Source organism: Amaricoccus sp., from assembly GCF_047602525.1.
Taxonomy (GTDB): domain Bacteria; phylum Pseudomonadota; class Alphaproteobacteria; order Rhodobacterales; family Rhodobacteraceae; genus Amaricoccus.
The window spans coordinates 218,717-237,173 of record NZ_JASGHB010000001.1 but is presented as its reverse complement, the minus strand read 5'-3'; the positions used below and the strand labels follow the sequence as shown (position 1 = coordinate 237,173).

Sequence of the window (18,457 nt, the reverse complement as noted above, 5' to 3'; positions counted from 1 at the left end):
AGCGCCCGCCTCGCGGCGATTCATCCTCCGCTACCGCGAGTTCCCTTTCGGGTCGGGCGTGTTCACCAGCAGCACGTCGCCGCGTCGCGCGTGAAGCCCCTCCACCGCCTCGATGCCGAGGCGCTCGGTGTCGCGGACCCGGATCGAGGCGACCAGCGCGTCGGCGGCATCCGGGGTGTCGCCGAGGCGGACCAAGGCATCGCGGCTGATCGCCAGCGCGGACTCGAAGGCCTCGCGCATCTGGAAATCGGCGCCCTTGTCGATCAGTTCGATGGCGTGTTGCCGATCACGGGCACGCGCCAGAGCCGGCACCAGCGGGAACGCGTGCTTCACGAGCTCCACGATCCTCTCCCGGACTCGGGATCGTCGACCGCGGCGATGATCAGGCTGGCCTCGGCCGCGCCAGCGGCGTGCAGGATATCGAGCCGGGAGCCGTCACCGTACCAGACCTTGAAGCCGACCTTGTTCGCCTCGGCGATCATGCCGGGGTCGGTTCGATGATCGACAGGCTGTGGCCGCGCGCCAGCAGGGGCTGGCTGACGATCTGCCCGACGCGGTCGAAGCCGATCAGCAGGATGCGGGCCTTGAGGTCCTTCGGCGCCTCGACGCCGTCGGCCGATAAGGCGGCCCCCGGCGCTAAGCGGTCGTGCAGGATCACCATCAGCGGCGTCAGCGCCATCGAGCAGATGATGATCACGGTCAAGATCGCGTTCTCCTCGGGGGAGAGGATGCTGACCGACCTCGCGGTGGTCTAGGTGTTTGCTCCCATGGTTTGATGGTGGGATCCTTTCGTTGGAATGGAAGGACGCCGTATGGGACAGGTTCGCCATGGGAGCGCCACGACCACGCGCGCCGTCCGAGCTACAATACAGCGATCGCAGGCTTCGCTCGCGCAGCTGAGCCGGGAACTGGGCATCAACCCGAAGACGGTGGCGAAGTGGCGCAAGCGGGTATCGGTCGAGGATCTGAAGACGGGGCCGAGGCAGCCACGATCCACGGCGTGGCGAAAGCGGCGGCGAACGCCGCGAAGGCGTGCCAGCGGCGCCGGGGCAGGCGGGCGGTGCGGGCGGCGGCGACGCTGGCGACGCCGGGGAGCGCGGCGACGCTCGCGACGTCGGCGGTGTTGAGGGTGAGCCCGCTCTCAACTCGTTTTGCTCCAGGCGCATGGCGCCGTTGCGATTTCCGCAATTGCGGTGAATTAGATGGCATGTCATCCAATTTACCGCAACGGCGGGAAATCCCCATGTCCGAAGACACGTTACCGGACCGGCCGCCCGGTCTGGGCAGGCTGATCACTCACGTGAGCCGACGCTGGCGCCACGCGATCGACCAGCGCCTCCAGGACGTCAGGGTGACGGACGCGGGCCTCGCCCCGCTCGTGCAGCTTTCCCGCGTGAAGGAGCCCGTCCGGCAGAAGGACCTGGCCGCCGCGCTGTCTCTCGACAATTCATCGCTTGTGCGGGTCGTTGCCCGGCTGGAAGCGGACGGCCTGTTGCACAGCGAGACCGATCCGCACGACGGGCGTGCGAAGGCGCTCAGCCTGACCCCGGCGGGCAGGGCGCTGGCCACGCGCGCCATCGCCATCTCGAACGACCTCGAGACCGAGGTCCTGGCAGGTCTCGACGAAGACCGGATCCACGTTGCCCGGACCATCCTGCAACACATCCTGAGCCGGCTGGAGCCGGCCCGACGCGACAAAGGCGGCTTTCAATGACCATTTCGACGGATTCAGAGCCGGGTATCGCGCATGCCGCGCCAACGCGTGCACCGCTGTGGCTGCTGGCGCTGCTCACCCTCAGCGGAACCATGGCGATCCATATCTTCGTGCCGGCCCTGCCGAGGGTGGTGGAAGCCTTCGGCACCACGACCGGCGCGGCACAGATGACGCTCAGCGCCTACATCGTCGGCCTGGCGCTGGCGCAGGTCATCTATGGTCCCGTCGCGGATCACTTCGGGCGGCGTCCCGTGCTGCTGGTTGGGATGGCGATCTATGCCATCGCCGGAGCATCGGCATTTTTCTCGCCCACCATCGAGGTGCTGATCGTCTCACGCTTCTTCGAGGCCATCGGGGGTGGTTCGGGCCTGGTCCTCGGCCGTGCCATGGTGCGCGATGGCGCCAGCTTCGCGGAAGCGGTCAGGCGGCAATCCCTGCTGAACCTGATCGTGCTCGCCGGGCCCGGCATTTCCCCGCTGGTCGGGGCGGCGCTGGCGGCGCTGACGGGCTGGCGCGCCATCTTCCTCGTCCTGTGTCTGCTGGGGTTGGTGAACCTCAGCCTCGTCTGGCGCCATGTGCCGCGAAAGCCGCGCGCCGCCGACAAGGATTTTCGCGTGGTGATGCGGAACTACTTCCAACTCCTGCGATCCATCCCTTTCCTGGGCTATGCCGTGGGCGGCGGCCTCGCAACGACGGCGCTCTATGCCTATGTCGGTGCCGCCCCCTTCATCTTTGTCGATCAGTTGGGCCGCCCGGTGGGCGAGGTCGCGGCCTGGCTGGCATTCAATATCCTTGGCGCATGGTTTGGCAGTCTGACCGCGAACCGTCTGGCGGGGCGGATCGGCTCGAGGCAGCTTCTGGTCGCCGGCAACCTAGTGAGCTGCCTGGGCGCGGCGGTCTATCTGCTGGTGGTGCTGACTGGCGACCTGAGCGTGTTCGCCACCGTTTCGACCATGCTCCTGTTCAGCTACGGCGCGGGGATTTCCTCCCCGATGGCGCTTTCCAAGTCGCTGAACGTCAATCCGGCCGCGACAGGCTCGGCCTCGGGGCTCTATGGCTGCATCCAGATGGTGATCGGCGCGGTTTGCGCGGCCCTCAGCGCGGTCGGGGGCGATCCGGCACTGGCGGCGGCGCTGGTAATGACGGGGGCCGGCGTTCTGGCTCAGCTCTGTTTCTGGGTCGCGATGAAAACCGGCGACTGACTGACCGTTTGAGAATTGGGATTGAACGAAGCCGCTGCGCGGCAGGGGGACTGCTTCGCGGTTGGTGCTCCTGACTGGAAGGATTGGGTTGCTGAGACCCCTTTCCAGACAGGAGCTTCCGATGGCCGAGACCAGTCCTCTGCGCCGCCGCATGATCGAGGACATGACGATCCGCAATCTCTCGCCGGCGACGCAGCGATCCTACGTTCATGCGGTATCGAAGTTCAGCCGGTTTTTCGGTCGATCTCCCGAGACGCTGACGCTGGAGGACGTACGCACCTGGCAGGTCCACCTGGCGTCGAAGGGCGTGGCCCGGGCGAGCCTGAACCAGACGGTGGCGGCGCTGCGGTTCTTCCACGGCGTGACGTTGGAGATGGCGGAGATCCCGGAGCGGATCGCCTACGCTCGCGAGCCGCGGCGTCTGCCGGTGGTGCTGAGCGCGGATGAGGTGGTGCGGTTCCTCGAGGCCGTTCCGAGGCTGAAGGCGCGCGCCGCGCTGACGACCGCCTGCGCTGCGGGCCTGCGCGTCTCGGAGGTGACGGGCCTCAGGATCGCCGACATCGACAGCGACCGGATGATGATCCGCATCCAGCACGGCAAGGGCGGCAAGGAACGCTACGTGATGCTGTCGGCGCAGCTGCTGGCGATCCTGCGGACCTACTGGCGGCTCGCCCGCCCGGCGCACTGGCTGTTTCCGGGGCGCGACGCGACCCGCCCGATCGAGCCGACGACGCTGCACGCGGCCTGCCGGTCGGCGCGGGCGGCGGCGGGGATCGACAAGAAGGTGACCGTCCATATCCTCCGGCACAGCTTCGCCACCCACCTGCTGGAGAGCGGCGTTGACATCCGGGTGATCCAGGTGCTGCTGGGGCACGCGCACCTGTCGACGACGGCGCGCTACACCCATGTCTCGCAGGGTCTCATCGGCCGGACGGCGAACCCGCTGGAGAAGCTGCGCCTCGAGGTGGCGGATGTCTTCCGCCGCCACGGCCCGGCATTCCGCGCCACGCGCGGCGAGCACCTCGACCGCGACCAGCGCCGGGCGATGGGCGCAATCGGAGCCTGCCGCACCGCGGCGCTCGGCGGGCATGTCCGTCGTTGCGCCGACTGCGGCCACACCGCGATCGCCTACAATTCCTGCCGCAACCGTCACTGCCCGAAGTGCCAGGGAGCGGCGCGGGCGGCCTGGGTGGCGGCGCGGTGTGCGGAGCTGCTGCCGGTTCCCTACTTCCACGTCGTCTTCACCCTGCCGGCCCCCGTGGCGGCCATCGCGTTCCAGAACAGGGCGGCGGTCTACGCCATCCTGTTCCGCGCCGCCGCCGAGACCCTGCGCGTCATCGCTGCCGAAGGCCGGCGGCAGCAGACCGTGCGCATCGTCCGCACCGACGGCAAGGCGCCGAGCAGAACGCCGCGCGCCAGCGGCGCCTTCCATGCCGACGCCGCGCCCGGGCGGAGTGCCGAAGAAACCGAGACGGCGACCGGCGCCCCCGGCCTCGCCGCGCCAATGCGCCTGCGCGCGGAGCCGCCGCGCGTCACCCGCCTGTTGCGCCGCGTGCTGGCGGGACTCGGCCTCGCGGCCTCGATCGGCGTCGGCGCCTCGCTGATCTACGCGCTGCAGGCCCCTCACCGCGAGGGCGGCGGACCGGAGTTCTACTCGACCGAGAACCGCACCCGCGCCGACGGGCTGGCCGGGCTGCCGCGCGACTATACCGGGCCGGTCCTCGGCCCGCCGCTGCCCGGCGATCTCGGAGAGCCGATCCTGAACGCCCAGGCCCGGCCGCCGGCGGCGCTGGCTCCGCAGGTCGATCCGGCGGAGCAGCGGCGGCTCGCGGAGGAGGAGGCCGCGCGCGTCAGCAAGGTGTTCTTCGCGACGGGACCCACGGGGGGCATGTCCGCGGGCGCGACGTCCGGCGTAGGTCTCGGGTTCGGCGGCGCCGGGTCAGCGGCGGGTGGCGGCGCGTCGATGCAGGGCAGCCAGGCCGCCTTCCTCGACGGGCCGGTCGATCGGCGCACCGTCGCGCCGAACCGGATCGCCGCGCCGGCGTCGCCTTACCTGCTGCAGGCCGGGGCGGTGATCCCTGCCGCGCTGATCATCGGTATCCGCTCGGACCTGCCCGGCCAGGTCGTCGCCCAGGTCACCGAGAGCGTCTACGACAGCCCGACCGGGCAGATCCTGCTGATCCCCCAGGGCGCCCGGCTGATCGGCGAGTATTCGAGCGACGTCGGCTTTGGGCAGAGGCGGGTGCTCCTCGTCTGGAACCGGCTGATCTATCCCGACGGCAGCTCGATCGTCCTCGAACGCCTGCCGGGGGCGGATCCGAGAGGCTATGCCGGGCTCGAGGACGGGGTCGACTATCACTGGCGCAACCTGGCGGCGGCGGCAGCGCTCTCGGCGCTGCTCGGCGCCGGCGCGGAACTCGCGACCGACGATGGCGATCGTCTGACGCGGGCGCTGCGCGACGGAGCGCCGGATACCATCAACGACGCCGGGCAGCAGATCGTCCGGCGCCAGCTCGACGTGAAGCCGACGTTGACGATCCGGCCAGGGTTCCCGCTCCGGGTGATCGTCACGAGGGATTTGGTACGCGGACCGGCGCAGGGGTGACGATGGTGAAGCTGAAGCTCGGGCCAATCGCGGACGACAAGCCGGTGAAGGTGACGGTGGAACTGCCGGCGGTGCTCCACCGGGACCTCCTCGCTTATGCAGAGATCCTCGCGCGCGAGACCGATGGGGCCGCTCCGGTCACCGGGCCGCATGAACGGCTGACATAGCTCTTGCCATCGCCAGTAGATGTCGCAGCGCAGGATTGCTATTCTCCCGTAACCAGACGGCGCTGAAAGTGACCGCTTCGTCGACCATTGGACGATACACAATACCAGGGACGTGCAGGGCGGTCATTGCTTCGGCGACGAGCGTCAAACCCCATCCCATCGCCACGAGGGAGATGAGGGATTCTTGTCCTATGCTATGCGAGCGGACATGCGGATATCTGCCTGCTTCCTCGAAGCGCATCCGAATGCGAAGCCCGAGTTCCTCATTGCCCGATCGGTCGGTTTCGAGAAGGGTCTGATCGAGCAAATCGTTCCAGCGGACTTCGTCGATCTTGGCGAGCTTATGTTCCTTCGGAACGGTTAGGATGACGCGCTCTGACCAGAGCTTCATGGCATCGCAATCCAGAGACGTCGACGTATCTGCTAGGAACGCTACGTCTACTCTCTGGTTGTCGATCGCGAACAGATTACTAGAACTTCCGTCCAGTACTTCGATTTAAAATATCTTGCTCTCTAGGGGGAACCTATGTAGAAGCTTTGAAAGAATCCCCGAAGCGAGAGGGGGAGTAATACCAACCCGCATTGATCAGAACCCTTGCGCCCAGTCCCGACGGACGATGGATCGGATGCGCCAGGGTTGGTCGACGAGGTCGTTCCAAGCGGCGCAGCAGTGGGCGACGATGTCGTCGTAGCCCTTGAAGACCCGGTTCGAGAGCCAGTTGTCGCGCATGAACTGCCAGATGTTCTCGACCGGGTTCAGCTCGGGCGAGCGGGGCGGCAGCGGCAGGATGGTGATGTTCTTCGGCACGATGAGGGCGCGGGCGAGGTGCCAGCCGGCCTGGTCGAGGATGAGGATGGCGTGGGCGCCCGGCGCCACCGCGGTGCTGATCTCCGCGAGGTGCGTCTGCATCGCCGGCGTGTCGCAGAACGGCATGACGATGCCGGCGCCCTTGCCCTCGGCCGGGCAGATCGCGCCGAAGATGTAGGCCCAGGCGGTGCGCTGGTCGTGCGGCGCCCGCGGTCGGGCGCCCCGCCGCGCCCATCTTCGGGTGAGCTTGTTCTTCTGCCCGATCCGCGCTTCGTCCTGGAACCAGAGTTCTATGCGCTTGCCGGGATGCGCGGCGCGGACCTCCGCCACGCGCTCCGGGAGACTTTTTTGAAAGCCGCCGCCGCCTCCGGATCCTGGGCGTAGTGCCGCGGCCGCGCCGAAAGCTTGCGGAAGCCGAGCGCCCGGAGTTCCCGTCCCACCGTCGCCTCGCTCACCGACACCCGGAACGCCTCCCAGAGCCACTGCACCAGGTCGATCCGCCGCCAGCGCACCACCCCGTCGCGCCAGGGCTCAGGTCCCGCCTCCACCACCTGCGCCAGCGCCGCCCGATGCTCTGCCGTCAGTGTCGGCGCCTTGCCGGGGGCATGCCGGTCGATCAGCCCCGACGGGCCTTCCGCGTTGAACCGCAGCACCCAGTCCCGCACGATCTGCAGCCCGACCCCGCCGACCCGCGCCGCCTCCGTCCGCGTGCCGCCCTCCGCGATCACCGCCAGCGCCAGCAGCCGACGCACCTGCTTCGCATCCCGGCTGTCCCGCGCCAGCCGGCGAAGATCGTCACCATCCAGATCACCCCGAAGCCCGATCGCTGCCGCCATGGAAAACCCCTTCGTTCTCCATGATGAATCACGACAACGCCCTCAGGGGAATCCCCCGCGTGAGTCAGGACCTATGCGCGCTGGTATAACTCCAATCCGGACAAATCCTTCTTTGGACCGACCGATTGACGCCACCTCTTCAGTGGCTTCGACCACGTGGCGAAGGATCGCCTGCGCTCTTGGGAGCAAACGCTGCCCCGCGAACGTGAGTGTTATACCACCGGCCTTATGGATTGACCTTCGCCCACTCCCTTGATGCGATCGATGCGATGACTGCTGGCTGTGTCGCGAAGCGGTTCCATGCGTCGCAGCAGGCATCGACGATGGCGTCGTAGTCGTCGAAGACGCTGATCGCGAGCCAGTTGGCGCGGAGGTATTGCCAGACGTTCTCGACGGGGTTCAGTTCGGGACTGTAGGGCGGCAGCACGAGGAGGGAGATGTTGTCGGGGACGACGAGGCCGCCTCCGCCGTGCCAGCCGGCACCGTCGAGGACGAGCACGGCGTGGGTGCCGGGCGCGACGGCGCCGGCGATCTCGGCGAGGTGGGCGTTCATCGCGGGGGTGTCGGCGAAGGGCATGACGAGGCCCGCCGCCACGCCGCGATCCGGGCAGACCGCGCCGAAGATGTAGGCCCACTGGAAGCGGGTGTCGCGCGGCGCCCTTGGCCGGGTGCCACGCTTCGCCCAGATGCGGGTGAGCGTGCCCTGCTGGCCGACCCTTGCCTCGTCCTGGAACCAGATCTCCAGCGGCTTGCCCCGTGCCGCCTCGGGCAGCGCCGCGGCTACCGCGTCGGGGAAGCTTTTTTAAACCCCTCCTGGGCTTCGGGATCGGTCTTCGGATGCCGCGGACGAACCGACAGGCGCCGGTAGCCGAGCGCCGCCAGATACTTGCCCACCGTCCGCTCGTGCACCTCCACCCCGAACCGCTCCGCGATCCGTCGCCCGAGATCCTGCCGCCGCCACCGCACCACCCCGTCCCCCACTGGAACGGGCGCCGGGTCGGGACCCGCCTCCACCCAGGAGGCGAACTCGGCCATCTGCGCCGGCGACAGCCGTCGCGGCTGCGCCCCGCCCCGATGGTTCGAGAGCCCCGCCAGCCCCTCGGCATTGTAGCGGTGCACCCAGTCCCGCAGCGTCTGCCGGTCCATCCCGCAGGTCTCCGCCGCGGTCTGCCGATCGACCCCCTCCAGTACCAGCGCGATCGCCAGCATCCGCCGCGCCGCCTTCGCATCCCGGCTCCTGACAGCCGCGCGCCTCAGCTCCGCCGCCGTCAGCTCCCTTCTTGTCACCTGCACCGCCGCTGACATCCCCAGCCTCCTCCTGCCTCGACCGCAGTGAGTCAGAGATCAGCCGAATTGGGAATCCCAAGAGAGTCAGAAAGCGCGGCCGGTGGTATTACGCCACTGGCGCGACGAAAAAAGAGGGGCGTTCCTAGGCCGGCCTCAAGGTCACGAATGCGTCTGCTGACGCTCGATTCTTGGACTCGCAGCCGATCCCCCGCCTGGCGGAAACTCCTAGTCTCACAACATGTGATGAATACTCGCAAGGCGTATAGGCTCACGGAAAAAATACTTACCTATCAATATTCAAGTTGCGACATCTTCCCCAATCAAAAAACCACCGCCTCAGAGAAATTTTAAACAATGATTGAGTTAATCCGTGTATATACATGGATTTATTTGCGTCTATTCTAAAACTTTTCTCCATCAACCCTGGGTTAGCTGGCTGCAATGTGGATCGGCGCCGTCGGATGACCCCTATCGGCTCCGAACCGTGACCCCATACATCGGCCTCCAAATCCCGGGTCTTCCAGAAGAGTGTAGGTCAGAATAAGGGTCACGCTTGGACGCCCAAATGGGGTCAGTAGACACGCCGATCAACACCTGAAAGCTTCGGCGGACGGTTATGCCTTTTCGTTCAGGCCGAGCGTTTTTCGGGTGTGGATTCCGGTTCCAGCGTGAAGCCGCGGAAGCCGTCCGCCACCACGTCCTCACAGATCTTGCGGTAGTTCTGCGCGCCGCCGACGAAGGGCACGAACATCCGCGCCTTGCCGGGCACATTCGCGCCGGTATACCAGGAGTCAGCTTTGACGTAGAGGGTCTGGTTCGCCACCTCGGTGACGTACTCGACCCATTTGTCCTCGGCCTCGACCTGAGCCTCGATGGCGCCGCTGCCGGTCTTCTGCATGTAGGCGATGGTTTCGCCGATCATATCGACATGCTGCTCGATCGACAGCACCATGTTCGATTTCACCGCCGGGCTGCCCGGGCCGGTGATCAGGAACATGTTCGGGAAGCCGGCGATGGCAAAACCCAGGTAGGACGAGGGCCGCTTGCCCCATTTGTCGGCCAGCTTGAGCCCGTTCCTCCCGGTGATGTCGATATTGGTCAGCGAGCCGGTCACTGCGTCGAAACCGGTGGCGAAGACCAGCGCATCGACCTCGATCTCGCCATCCTGCAACACGATGCTGTGCGGGGTGATGCGGACGACCGGGTTTTCGCGCAGGCTGACCAGCTCGACATTGTCGCGGTTGAAGGTCTCGTAGTAGTCGGTGTCGATGCAGATCCGCTTCGATCCGATGGGGTGATCCTTCGGGCAGAGCTTCTCGGCGGTCTCGGGATCCTTCACCGTCTGGCGGATCTTGTAGCGCACATAGTCGGAGAGCCGCTTGTTGGCCTCCTCGTTGCGCATGAAGTCGGTGAAGGCCATCTGGAAGTTGATGCTGCCGCCATTGGCCCAGAGTTCCTCGAACTTCTGGAACAGTTCATCCTCGGACAGTTCCAGTGCCGATTGCGTGGGTTCCGGGATCGCCGCCGTGCCGAAGACGTGGTGCTTGGCGCGCTGGCGCAGGTCGGGATAGGTCTTGCGGACCCCGTCCAGGTATTCCTTGCTCAGCGGACGGTTGCCGGCGGGCAGCGAGAAGTTGGGAGAGCGCTGCATGACGTAGAGTTTGCTGGCTTCCTTCGCGACCTCGGGGACGATCTGGATGCCGGTCGCGCCGGTACCGAAGACCGCCACGCGCTTGCCGGTGAAATCCACCTTCTCCGCCGGCCAGCGGCCCGAGTGGTATTTCTCGCCCTCGAAGCTGTCGAGACCGGGGATGGCCGGGAACAGCGGAATCGACAGGTTGCCGGTCGCCATCACGCAATAGCGGCAGGTGATGACCTCGCCCTTGTCGGTGGTGACGGTCCAGGTCTGGCTGTCCCCGTCATAGGTCATCGAAACGATCTTGGTCCTGAAGTCGATCAGCTTGCGGACATCCAGCTTGTCCGCGACATGGGAGATATATCGCTGGATGTCGGGCTGGAATGAGAAGCGGTGGCTCCAGTCCCACTTCTGCTGGATCTCGTCGGAGAATCCGAAGGAATATTCAATGCTTTCCACGTCGCAGCGCGCGCCCGGATACTTGTTCCAGTACCAGGTTCCACCGACATCGGTGCCCGACTCGAAGCCGCGAACCGAAAGCCCCATGCCGCGCAGCTTGTGAAGCGAATAGACTCCGGCGAAGCCAGCACCGACCACGACGACGTCAACGTGAGTTCTGGCTGTGTCATTCCCAGTCATTGCAATACGTCCTTTCGATGTGAATGTGCTGCCCGTGTCCCCGGCCGAAGTCCGTGGGCGGCGCCGCGGGGAAAGCGGACGGGCCTTCTTCGCGGCGTGTTCCGGACGGGCCGCCAACGGATGCGGTGGCCCGGCCGATCATCATTGCGCCTTCACAAGGGGACAGGTGCTTTCCGAAAGCGGGCGGAACGCCTCGTCACCCGGAATGGTCTTGACCAGCTTGACCAGGTCCCAGGGGCCTTCGGATTCATCGGGCGTCTTGGCCTGCACCAGATACATGTCGTGAACCATGCGGCCGTCCTCGCGCAATACCCCGTTCTTGGCGAAGGTGTCGTTCACCGGCAGTTCGCGCATCTTGGCCATAACCGCATCGGCATCGTCCGTGCCGGCCGCCTCGACCGCCTTGAGGTAATGCAGCACGCTGGAATAGACGCCGGCCTGCACATCGCTGGGCGCGGCCTTCCGACGCTCGAGAAAGCGTTTCGCCCATTCCCCCGCCTCGGGGCTGGATTCGGGCGAGAAGCTGGTCGGGAAGATGATGCCTGCCGCCGTGTCCAGGCCGACGCCCTTCAGGTCGCTGATGAACATCACCATGGTCGCCAGTTGCTGCGCGCCGCCGGTCAGGCCGAATTCCCTCGCCTGTTTCATCACGTTGACCAGGTCGGTGCCGGAATTGGCAAAGACGATATGCTCGGCCCCCGATGCCTGGGCCATCAGCAGATAGGAGGCCATGTCCGAAGTGTTCAGCGGATGGCGAGAACTGCCGACGACCTTGGCGCCGGCTTCCTCGAGAAAGCGCGTCAGGCTTTCCTCCAGCGAATGGCCGCCGATATTGTCCACGGTCAGGAAATACCAGGTCGAATCCGGCGTCGCCAGCGCGGATGCCAGCACCTTGCCGTTGGAATAGCTGTTGAAGGTCCAGTTGGCGCCATAGGGCGAACATTGGTCCATCGTCAGCGCCTCGGTCGACCCGCCCGAGATCATGGTGATCTTCTTCTTGTCCTTCGCCAGGTTCTGGACCGCCAGCGCAGCGGGAGAATTGGGCAGATCGACGATGACATCGACACCCTCGGTGTCATACCATTGGCGCGCAACGGCGATGGCCACGTCGGGCTTGGCCTGATGGTCGGCCGAGATCAGCCCGATCGGCTTGCCGAGGACCTTGCCACCGAAATCCTCGATCGCCATCTGCGCGGCGGTGACCGAGCCTTGCCCGGCCACATCCGCGAAGGTGCCGCCCATGTCGGTCAGCACGCCGACCTTGACCACGCCATCCTGCGGATGGGCGGCAGCGGTCATCACGACCGAACATGCCGCCGCTGCCGCCAAGGCGCGAAGAATCCGATTCCGGTGCTCCATCAGTTCCTCCTTGAAACGGGTATGTGCGTCTGCTCCCCACATCCCGAATCCGCGCGCAGCCTCATGTCGATGCAGGGCGGTTCGTCCGGTGCCGGCTCTGACGATTGTCGACGACGACGGGTTGCCCGGAAAAATACAAGCCGCGTCCCCGCAAGGCAATTGCGGGGTGTACGTCAGGCCAACGGTTTGGCCGATACCCCTTATGCGCATTTCCTTGCGGCGGATCGTTACATGTTGTTCCAGCGCGCCATCAGGTCGGGGTTGTCGATGGACCGCGCGCACAGATGCCCCTCGCGGATCGCCACGACAAGGTCGCGGGCGGAAAGCGCATCGCCGATGGCATAGACCTCGACGCCCGCCGCCTCGCAATCGTCCCACAATTCGCGGAACGCTTCGCGAAAGGTGACCAGAACCACGGTATCGGCTGGCACCGTCTCGGGGTGGATGCCGTCGAGGGGGCGGAACTCGACCTCGCCCTTGCGGATCGTGGTGATCAGCGAACTGCCGCAGATGCGGAAACTCACCGGAGCGTTGCCGTGGTCGTGGGAACCGTCCATCCGGTAAAAGCGCCGCAACGCCGCCTGCGCCCGGCCGGTCTTGTCGATCTCGGGCGCGAATGTGGTGTGGCGCGTCACATAGGTGACGTCCAGCCCCTGTTCCAGCAGGTGCTCGCAACAGCCGATGGCCTCGTAGTGGCCCACATCGTCGAAGACCACGGCCGTCTTGCCCAGGTCGCGGTGGTTGCCGACGATCAGATCCTCCGGGGTCAGGACCTGCGCCGCGCCGTCGATGGGAACTTCCAGATGCGGCGCGGCGGTCTGGACCAGCTCCTCGGCGCCGACCGACATGGAGCCGGTGGCGAGGATGACGATATCCGGGTTCAGGGCCAGCACCTCGTCCACCTCGACATAGCTCGAGAGGTTGACCTCGACGCCGAGGCGGAAGATCTCGCGCTCCTGCCACTTCACGATATCGCCGATGCCGTGGTTGTGGGGCAGGTGGCTGGCCAGGTTGATCTGCCCGCCCAGATCGGGCGCGGCCTCGAACAGCGTCACCTTGTGGCCCGCCAGCGCGGCGACCCGCGCCGCCTCCATCCCCGCTGGGCCGCCGCCGACCACGACGACCTTGCGCGGCTCGGCCGCGGGCACGATCAGATCCTCGCCCAGTATCCCCTCAAGCCCGACCGTCGGGTTCACCGCGCAGCTCATCCGACCCGAGAACAGCCCGCCGATGCAGCCCTGGTTGCAGCCGATGCAGGGCCGGACCTCGGTCCCGCGGCCCTCGACTTCCTTGCGCACCAGGTCGGGGTCGGCGATCATCGCGCGGACGAGGCTGACCATGTCGGCGTCGCCGGCCCGCAGGGTCTGCTCGACGTCGTCCATCGTGCCGAACCGGCCGGTCACGAGCCGGGGGATGCCGACGCCCTTCAAGGTCTCGCGCACGGCGTCCATCTGGTAGCCGACGGACTTGTCCATCGCCGCGTAGCGCTCGACGTGATAGAAATAGTCGCCCTGCGTGACATTGATGTAGTCGAGCAGCCCCTTGCCTTCGAGATGCAGGATCGCGCGGTTCACATCGGCGGTTGAAAGCAGCGACTGGTCGGAACTCGACCCCATCCGCGCGCCGAGGGCGAAGGAGGCGGGCACGCGCGAGCGGATCTCGGTCAGCACCTCCTCGAGGAAGCGCACGCGGTTCTCGAAGCTGCCGCCATAGGCGTCGGTGCGGGTGTTCAGCACGGGCGACAGGACAAGCGAGTGCAGATAGCCCGCGCCGGCGAGGACTTCGGCGCCATCCAGCCCGGCTTCGGCCAGGCGCACCGCGGCGTCGCCATAGGCGCGCACCAGCTCCGCGATCTGGCGGGTGGACATGGCGATGGGCCGCATGCGGGAATAGCGCCCCGGCAGCGTCGTGACCGACCAGGGCGGCCCGCCGTTCGGCGCCGGCTCCACCTGGCCGCCGTGCCAGAGCTGCGCGAACAGCTTCATCCCCGTGGGCCGGATCGTGTCGGCCAGCCGGCGCAGCGGCGGGATCGAGGCGTCGTCGGTCATGGTCAGCGAGAAGTTCGAGGACCGGTGGACCGAGGAGCATTCGACGAACGACAGCCCGGCCCCGCCCCTGGCCCGCGCGAGGTGGTAGTGGGTATGGACGTCCGTGACATCCCCGCGCGAGAACAGCGTTCCATGCGCGGTCCGCACCACCCGGTTGGGGATCGTCACCTGCCCGATTTGCAGGGGCGACATGGCGTGCTTGTATCGGGTCGTCATCTGGGCTCCGCCTGGATGCTGCCGTGGGTTCAGATGGATCGGCGCGAGGTGATGCCTCCATCGACGGTGAAGATCGCGCCCGAAGTATAGCCTGACCGAGACGAGGCGAGGAAGGCGAACAGGTCCGCGACCTCGCGCACCGAGGCGGCGCGGCCCAGCGGATAATCGGCCATCAGTTCGGTATAGCGCCCCTCGTCGCCCCACTTCTCCTTTGCGCGGGACATCATGATCTTCATGATCCGGTTCGTCGCCACCGGCCCTGGATTGACACCCACCACGCGAATGTTGTCGTCGAGGCTGGCCCCGCCGATGGCGCGGGTGAACGCCATCAGACCCGCGTTGCCGGTCGAGCCGGCGACATAACGGAAATCGGGGTTCTCGCCACCATTGCCGATGTTGTTGAGGATGACGCCGCCGCCCCGCGCCTTCATCCGGGCATAGACCAGCCGGGTCATGTCGATATAGCCGAAGACCTTGACGTCCCAGCCGCGCCGCCAGGTTTCGGCGTCGACCTGCCACAGATCGCCGCCGGGAATAGCGCCGGCGTTGTTGACCAGCACGTCGATGTCGCCCGCGGCCTCGACGATGGCCTGCGCCGTCTCGGGCAGCGACAGGTCGGCGCTCTGGACAGTGACGGTGACGCGATGTTCGCCCGACAGCCGGTCGGCCAGGAGTTGCAGCTTGTCGGCCTGGCGCGCGGTCAGGTGCAGGTCGCAGCCTTCCTCGGCAAAGACCTCGGCCAGTCCCTCGCCGATTCCCTGCGATGCGCCGGTGATAAGAACGCGCTTGCCGCGCAGACCAAGATCCATGTCCCAACCCTTTTTTTCGATGCCGTCCCCGACGCCCCGACCAGCCTTGATCCGGGCGATCACGCATCAGGCATCGGGAAGATGATGAACTACTGTGCCAAAATTCATCGGGGTAAGAAGCCACCCGGCACTGGGCCGGGGGGCTTTGGCGGTTCCCCGTGCTGGCCCCCTAGAGCTTTTCGGTCAGCTCCGGCAGGACGGTGAACAGATCGCCCACCAGGCCGTAATCGGCGACCTGGAAGATCGGCGCTTCCTCGTCCTTGTTGATCGCCACGATGACCTTGCTGTCCTTCATCCCCGCGAGGTGCTGGATCGCGCCCGAGATGCCGACCGCGACATAAAGCTCAGGCGCTACCACCTTGCCGGTCTGCCCGACCTGCCAGTCGTTCGGGGCATAGCCCGAATCGACCGCGGCTCGCGACGCGCCAACCGCAGCCCCCAGCTTGTCGGCCAGCGCCTCGATGATCGCGAACTGCTCCTTGGAGCCCACGCCGCGCCCGCCCGAGACGACGCGCCCGGCAGAGGTCAGCTCGGGCCGATCGCTGGCCGCCACCTCGTCGGCGACCCAGGACGACAGCCCCGGATCCTCGGCCAGCGCCGCGTCCGAGACCGCCGCCGAGCCGCCATCCCCCGCCGCGTTGAAGCTGGCGGTGCGGATCGTGAAGACCTTCTTGCCGTCCCGCGAACGCACCGTCTGGATCGCGTTTCCGGCATAGACCGGGCGCTCGAACGTATCGGCGTCGATCACCTTCGACACTTCGGGGATCACCATCACGTCCAGAAGCGCGGCCACGCGGGGCATCACGTTCTTGGCGTCCGTGGTCGAAGGACCGGCGACATGGTCGTAGTCGCCCGCCAGTGCCGCCAGCAGCGCCGCCGTCGGCTCGGCCAGGCGGTGGCCATAGCGCGCATCCTCGGCCACCAGCACCTTGGCGACGCCGGCGATCTTCGCGGCCTCGTCGGCCGCCGCGCGGGCCTGCGCCCCGGCGCAGAGCACCGTCACCTCGCCGAGGCCCTTGACCGCATTCACGGCCTTGGCGGTCGCATCGCGGTTCAGCGCGCCGTCCGTGACCTCTCCGAGCAACAGAACAGCCATCAGACCACCCCCGCTTCCTTGAGTTTCGACACCAGCTCGTCCACCGAGCCGACCTTGATCCCGGCCTTGCGGCCCTCGGGTTCGCGCACCGAGATCACCTCGAGCCGTGGCGTCACGTCGACGCCGTAGTCGGCGGGCGTCTTCTCTTCCAGCGGCTTCTTCTTGGCCTTCATGATGTTGGGCAGGCTCGCATAGCGCGGCTCGTTCAGGCGCAGGTCGGCGGTGACGATGGCGGGCAGCCGGACCTCGATGGTCTGCAAGCCGCCGTCGACCTCGCGCGTGACCTTCGCGGCCCCGCTCTCGATCTCGACCTTGCTGGCGAAGGCCGCCTGACCCCAGCCCAGCAACGCCGCCAGCATCTGGCCGGTGGCGTTCATATCGTTGTCGATGGCCTGCTTGCCGGCGATAACCAACTGCGGACCCTCGGCCTCGACGACCTTCGCCAGGATCTTGGCCACCGCCAGCGGCTCGATATCGGTCGACACATCGTCGGCCGCCACGACCAGGATCGCCCGGTCCGCGCCCATCGCCAGCGCCGTGCGCAGCGTCTCCTGTGCCTGCTTGACGCCGATCGAGACCACGACCACCTCGGAGGCCGCGCCCTTCTCCCTCAGGCGGATCGCCTCTTCAACCGCGATCTCATCGAACGGGTTCATCGACATCTTGACGTTCGCGAGGTCGATCCCGCTGCCATCGGCCTTCACACGCGCCTTCACGTTGAAGTCGATCACCCGCTTCACAGCCACAAGGACCTTCATTGGCATCTCCCTAGTATACCTTCAGCGGCAGTTGGACATTCGGCATCGTCCGCCCCGCGGTTGACCCGTGTCAGAACGAGCGCGGCAGGCCGAGGACGTGTTCGGCCACATAGGACAGGATCAGGTTGGTCGAGATCGGCGCGACCTGATAGAGCCGCGTTTCGCGGAACTTGCGTTCCACATCGTATTCGCAGGCGAAGCCGAAGCCACCGTGGAATTGCAGACAGGCGTTCGCAGCGTCCCACGACGCCTTGGCGGCGAGGTATTTCGCCATGTTCGCCTGCGCGCCGCAGTCCTCATGCGCGTCATACAGACGGCAGGCCTCGAAGCGCATCAGGTTCGCCGCCTCGATCTCGATGTAGGCCTCGGCGATGGGGAACTGCACGCCCTGGTTCTGGCCGATGGGGCGGCCGAAGACGTTGCGCTCGCAGACATATTTCGACACGCGCTCGGTGAACCAGTAGCCGTCGCCGATGCATTCCGCCGCGATCAGCGTGCGTTCGGCGTTCAGCCCGGTCAGGATATATTTGAAACCCTTGCCTTCCTCGCCGATCAGGTTTTCCTCGGGAATTTCGAGGTTGTCGAAGAACAGTTCGTTGGTCTCGTGGTTGACCATGTTCAGGATCGGGCGGACGGTCATGCCCGACTTCATGGCCTCCTGCACGTCGACGATGAAGATCGACATGCCGTCGGTCTTCTTCGCGACCTCGGACAGCGGCGTGGTGCGGGCGAGCAGGATCATCAGCTCGGAATGCTGGACGCGGCTGATCCAGACCTTCTGGCCGTTGACGACCCAGCGGCCGTCCTTTTTGACCGCGGTGGTCTTGATCTTGGTGGTGTCGGTGCCGGTGGTGGGCTCGGTCACGCCCATGGATTGCATGCGCAATTCGCCGGTAGCGATCTTGGGCAGGTATTTCTGGCGCTGCTCCTCGGACCCGTGCCGGATCAGCGTGTTCATGTTGTACATCTGCCCGTGGCAGGCACCGGAGTTGCCGCCCGAGCGGTTGATTTCCTCCATGATGACCGATGCCTCGGTCAAGCCCAGTCCGGACCCGCCGTATTGCTCGGGGATCAGCGCGGCCATCCATCCGGCCTTGGTGAGCGCATCGACGAATTCCTCGGGATAGGCGCGGGCCTCATCGACCTTGCGGTGATACTCATCCGGGAACTCCGCACAAAGCGCGCGCACGGCGTCACGGATATCCTGATGCTGGTCTGCAACGTGTTTTTTCATGAGAGTGTTTTCTGCTGATGCTGTCGGGAGGAAGCCGGCTCAG

17 protein-coding genes and 4 pseudogenes are annotated in these 18,457 nt (G+C 66.3%); 7 read left to right on the top strand and 14 right to left on the bottom strand.

Annotated elements, in window-relative coordinates; genetic code table 11:
- Positions 1 to 30: 30 nt before the first annotated feature.
- The 3 genes from QM699_RS01380 to QM699_RS01370 are packed head-to-tail and all read right to left on the bottom strand — an operon-like array spanning position 31 to position 703.
- On the bottom strand, positions 31 to 342 hold the full coding sequence (locus QM699_RS01380) for a hypothetical protein (RefSeq protein WP_415009477.1): 312 nt from the start codon (positions 340 to 342) through the stop codon (positions 31 to 33).
- Entirely contained in the window at positions 330 to 482 is a 153-nt protein-coding gene (locus QM699_RS01375) for an NAD-binding protein (RefSeq protein ID WP_415009476.1), read from the bottom strand. The genes QM699_RS01380 and QM699_RS01375 overlap by 13 nt, the downstream gene beginning before the upstream one ends.
- A complete protein-coding gene (locus tag QM699_RS01370; RefSeq protein ID WP_415009475.1) occupies positions 479 to 703 on the bottom strand; it encodes a hypothetical protein in 225 nt (74 codons plus the stop codon). Before QM699_RS01370 ends, QM699_RS01375 begins: the two co-directional genes overlap by 4 nt.
- 109 nt (positions 704 to 812) lie before the next feature.
- Here QM699_RS01370 and QM699_RS01365 point away from each other — a divergent pair.
- The 7 genes and pseudogenes from QM699_RS01365 to QM699_RS01335 all read left to right on the top strand — a co-directional run.
- Positions 813 to 998 (top strand): annotated as a pseudogene (locus QM699_RS01365) (IS481 family transposase); the annotation flags it as partial.
- 245 nt (positions 999 to 1,243) lie between these two features.
- A complete protein-coding gene (locus QM699_RS01360; RefSeq protein ID WP_415009474.1) occupies positions 1,244 to 1,714 on the top strand; it encodes a MarR family winged helix-turn-helix transcriptional regulator in 471 nt (156 codons plus the stop codon).
- Positions 1,711 to 2,916 carry a multidrug effflux MFS transporter gene (locus QM699_RS01355; protein WP_415009473.1) on the top strand — a complete coding sequence of 402 codons (1,206 nt, stop codon included), beginning with the start codon at positions 1,711 to 1,713 and terminating at the stop codon, positions 2,914 to 2,916. Before QM699_RS01360 ends, QM699_RS01355 begins: the two co-directional genes overlap by 4 nt.
- Before the next feature lie 121 nt (positions 2,917 to 3,037).
- Positions 3,038 to 3,817 (top strand): annotated as a pseudogene (locus QM699_RS01350) (tyrosine-type recombinase/integrase); the annotation flags it as partial.
- Positions 3,818 to 3,859: 42 nt separating this feature from the next.
- Positions 3,860 to 4,270: pseudogene (locus QM699_RS01345) on the top strand (transposase zinc-binding domain-containing protein); the annotation flags it as partial.
- Positions 4,271 to 4,420: 150 nt separating this feature from the next.
- A complete protein-coding gene (locus QM699_RS01340; protein WP_415012663.1) occupies positions 4,421 to 5,521 on the top strand; it encodes a TrbI/VirB10 family protein in 1,101 nt (366 codons plus the stop codon).
- A 2-nt stretch (positions 5,522 to 5,523) separates the two neighbouring features.
- Positions 5,524 to 5,652: pseudogene (locus QM699_RS01335) on the top strand (DUF2274 domain-containing protein); the annotation flags it as partial.
- Between the two features lie 7 nt (positions 5,653 to 5,659).
- On the opposite strand, the gene QM699_RS01330 reads toward QM699_RS01335, so the two are convergent.
- The 11 genes from QM699_RS01330 to QM699_RS01280 form a co-directional block, all read right to left on the bottom strand.
- On the bottom strand, positions 5,660 to 6,175 hold the full coding sequence (locus QM699_RS01330) for a LysR family substrate-binding domain-containing protein (RefSeq protein WP_415012662.1): 516 nt from the start codon (positions 6,173 to 6,175) through the stop codon (positions 5,660 to 5,662).
- 99 nt (positions 6,176 to 6,274) lie between these two features.
- A protein-coding gene (locus QM699_RS01325; RefSeq protein WP_415009472.1) for an IS630 family transposase occupies positions 6,275 to 7,332 on the bottom strand; the annotation gives its coding sequence in 2 pieces (ribosomal slippage) (positions 6,275 to 6,852 and positions 6,852 to 7,332; 1,059 coding nt in all).
- 226 nt (positions 7,333 to 7,558) lie between these two features.
- Positions 7,559 to 8,637, bottom strand: a protein-coding gene (locus QM699_RS01320) for an IS630 family transposase (RefSeq protein WP_415009471.1) whose coding sequence is annotated in 2 segments (ribosomal slippage) — positions 7,559 to 8,130 and positions 8,130 to 8,637 — 1,080 coding nt in all. Because the reading frame shifts where the segments join, the coding sequence is not laid out codon by codon here.
- Positions 8,638 to 8,669: 32 nt separating this feature from the next.
- The gene (locus QM699_RS01315; protein WP_415009470.1) at positions 8,670 to 8,891 is read right to left on the bottom strand and encodes a helix-turn-helix domain-containing protein; all 222 of its coding nucleotides are present in this window, start codon (positions 8,889 to 8,891) and stop codon (positions 8,670 to 8,672) included.
- Between the two features lie 356 nt (positions 8,892 to 9,247).
- Complete coding sequence (locus tag QM699_RS01310; protein ID WP_415009469.1) at positions 9,248 to 11,011, bottom strand: flavin-containing monooxygenase; 1,764 nt, start codon at positions 11,009 to 11,011, stop codon at positions 9,248 to 9,250.
- A gap of 24 nt (positions 11,012 to 11,035) precedes the next feature.
- Positions 11,036 to 12,253 carry an ABC transporter substrate-binding protein gene (locus QM699_RS01305; RefSeq protein WP_415009468.1) on the bottom strand — a complete coding sequence of 406 codons (1,218 nt, stop codon included), beginning with the start codon at positions 12,251 to 12,253 and terminating at the stop codon, positions 11,036 to 11,038.
- Between the two features lie 227 nt (positions 12,254 to 12,480).
- Positions 12,481 to 14,517 (bottom strand): FAD-dependent oxidoreductase, encoded by a 2,037-nt coding sequence (locus QM699_RS01300; RefSeq protein ID WP_415009467.1) that lies wholly within the window; start codon positions 14,515 to 14,517, stop codon positions 12,481 to 12,483.
- 29 nt (positions 14,518 to 14,546) lie between these two features.
- On the bottom strand, positions 14,547 to 15,326 hold the full coding sequence (locus QM699_RS01295) for an SDR family oxidoreductase (protein WP_415009466.1): 780 nt from the start codon (positions 15,324 to 15,326) through the stop codon (positions 14,547 to 14,549).
- Positions 15,327 to 15,495: 169 nt separating this feature from the next.
- Positions 15,496 to 16,422 (bottom strand): electron transfer flavoprotein subunit alpha/FixB family protein, encoded by a 927-nt coding sequence (locus QM699_RS01290; RefSeq protein ID WP_415009465.1) that lies wholly within the window; start codon positions 16,420 to 16,422, stop codon positions 15,496 to 15,498.
- Complete coding sequence (locus tag QM699_RS01285; protein WP_415009464.1) at positions 16,422 to 17,180, bottom strand: electron transfer flavoprotein subunit beta/FixA family protein; 759 nt, start codon at positions 17,178 to 17,180, stop codon at positions 16,422 to 16,424. The genes QM699_RS01290 and QM699_RS01285 overlap by 1 nt, the downstream gene beginning before the upstream one ends.
- Before the next feature lie 70 nt (positions 17,181 to 17,250).
- Positions 17,251 to 18,414, bottom strand: a complete 1,164-nt coding sequence (locus QM699_RS01280) for an acyl-CoA dehydrogenase family protein (protein WP_415009463.1) — start codon at positions 18,412 to 18,414, stop codon at positions 17,251 to 17,253.
- Between the last annotated feature and the right edge of the window lie 43 nt (positions 18,415 to 18,457).

Bases quoted from the DNA above. Each gene is read 5' to 3' on its own strand.
- QM699_RS01280 (WP_415009463.1), bottom strand. From the start codon at position 18,414: ATGAAAAAACACGTTGCAGACCAGCATCAGGATATCCGTGACGCCGTG.
- QM699_RS01295 (WP_415009466.1), bottom strand. From the start codon at position 15,326: ATGGATCTTGGTCTGCGCGGCAAGCGCGTTCTTATCACCGGCGCATCG.
- QM699_RS01355 (WP_415009473.1), top strand. From the start codon at position 1,711: ATGACCATTTCGACGGATTCAGAGCCGGGTATCGCGCATGCCGCGCCA.
- QM699_RS01305 (WP_415009468.1), bottom strand. From the start codon at position 12,253: ATGGAGCACCGGAATCGGATTCTTCGCGCCTTGGCGGCAGCGGCGGCA.
- QM699_RS01285 (WP_415009464.1), bottom strand. From the start codon at position 17,180: ATGAAGGTCCTTGTGGCTGTGAAGCGGGTGATCGACTTCAACGTGAAG.
- QM699_RS01360 (WP_415009474.1), top strand. From the start codon at position 1,244: ATGTCCGAAGACACGTTACCGGACCGGCCGCCCGGTCTGGGCAGGCTG.
- QM699_RS01340 (WP_415012663.1), top strand. From the start codon at position 4,421: ATGCGCCTGCGCGCGGAGCCGCCGCGCGTCACCCGCCTGTTGCGCCGC.
- QM699_RS01375 (WP_415009476.1), bottom strand. From the start codon at position 482: ATGATCGCCGAGGCGAACAAGGTCGGCTTCAAGGTCTGGTACGGTGAC.
- QM699_RS01290 (WP_415009465.1), bottom strand. From the start codon at position 16,422: ATGGCTGTTCTGTTGCTCGGAGAGGTCACGGACGGCGCGCTGAACCGC.
- QM699_RS01300 (WP_415009467.1), bottom strand. From the start codon at position 14,517: ATGACGACCCGATACAAGCACGCCATGTCGCCCCTGCAAATCGGGCAG.